Annotated in this window: 1 protein-coding gene and 1 pseudogene; both read right to left on the bottom strand. The window is 77.9% G+C overall.

The features are described 5' to 3' along the window. Nucleotides 1-163: pseudogene (locus tag C1I99_RS31545) on the bottom strand (short-chain dehydrogenase); the annotation flags it as partial. Then, on the bottom strand, nucleotides 160-1,477 hold a 1,318-nt coding region (locus C1I99_RS31540), incomplete at its 5' end, for a PfkB family carbohydrate kinase (RefSeq protein ID WP_111137774.1). The gene C1I99_RS31540 and the pseudogene C1I99_RS31545, both read right to left, overlap by 4 nt.

The raw sequence follows: 1,477 nt of genomic DNA, 5'->3' as shown, positions 1-1,477 counted from the left end.
GGTCGCACTCGATCCAGGGCACCCCGTCGCCGGGGGCGTGGCGGTCCAGGACCAGTGGCCGGCCACCGGCGCGGGCCACCGCGGTGACCACCGCCGCACCGAGACCACTCGACCCCCCGGTCACCAGCACCGTCGACCCGGCCCCGGGCAGGTCGACGCTCATCGCGTCCCCTCCGCTGCGCTCGGGTGGGCCGGAGCGGCCACCGGCGGCGACACCGTGTCGGCGAGCCGCACCCGCGCCCCGGCCGAGCGGGCCGCCGCGATCATCTCCGTGGTGGAGCGACCGTCCAGGTACGGCGCCACCACCGCGTGCCCACCCCAGCGGCGCAGGATCTCCGCCTCGGGCAACGCCGGCTCGCCACCGCCGGTGGCGTAGTCGCCGCCCTTGACCCAGATGTCCGGTCGCAGCCAGGACAGGGCCGCGTGCGGCGTCGGCTCGTCGAAGATCATGACCGCGTCGACGCAGCTCAGCGCGGCGAGCAGCCGGCTTCGGTCCCCCTGGGACATCACCGGCCGGTCCGGTCCCTTCAACCCGGCGACGCTCGCGTCGGAGTTGAGGCAGACCACCAGGCAGTCGCCGAGTTGCCGGGCCGCCTGCAGGGTCGCCACGTGCCCGGCGTGCAGCAGGTCAAAGCAGCCACCGGTGGCCACCACCGTGCCCCCGGCCGCGCGTACCCCGGCCACCACGGCGGCGGCCGCGGCCACGCCGATCCGGTCGCCGCCCGCAGTGGACACCACCGGCGGGATCGGCTGCACCGGTCGGGGCAGAGCCGTCGCCACTCCCCCACGGGCCACGTACTCCGTGGCCTCGGCGACCGCCGCCTGCACCGCCTCGGAAACCAGCGCCCCCCGCGCGAGGGCCAGGCTGGCCGTGGCCGCGAACCGGTCGCCGGCGCCGCAGGTGTCCCCCTCCGCGGTCGTCGGGGCGGGCACCACCAGCGGGGTCGACCCGGCGTGGCAGAGCAGCGCGCCGTGGCCGCCCAGGGTCACCGCGACCGCACCGGCCCGCCAGCGTCGGCGCAGCGCCTGCGCCCCTCGGGACGCGGTGGCCAGTCGGGTCGCCGCGGACGGCACCTTCACCAGGTCGCGTACCTCCGACTCGTTCGGGGTGGCCAGGTGCACTCCGGGCACCGCGGCCGGGCCACGCGGGTGCGGGTCCCAGACCACCGGTGCGCGGGTCGCGCCTAGCGCCGCCCGCAGCGCGGGCTGCTGGGCCATGCCCCGGCCGTAGTCGCTCACCAGCACCGCGGAGGCGTTCGCGATCAGCCGGAGCACTTCGTCGGCGGGCACGCCCGGCTCGGCGGCCGTGCCGCCCCGGTCGTGGCGCAGCAGCACCCGGCCCCGGGCGCGCAACCGGATCTTCTCCGGGGTCGCCCCGGGCAGCCCGAGGGCGTACACCTGCACCCCTGCCGCGGCGAGCAGCGAACTGAGCCGGGCGCCGCCGGCGTCGTCGGCCAGCGCGGTCACCAGCGCCACC

The sequence above is a fragment of the Micromonospora deserti genome, from assembly GCF_003236335.1.
GTDB lineage: Bacteria > Actinomycetota > Actinomycetes > Mycobacteriales > Micromonosporaceae > Micromonospora > Micromonospora deserti.
The sequence above is the reverse complement of the archived record's forward strand: the minus strand, read 5'-3'. Positions and strand labels throughout refer to the sequence as shown.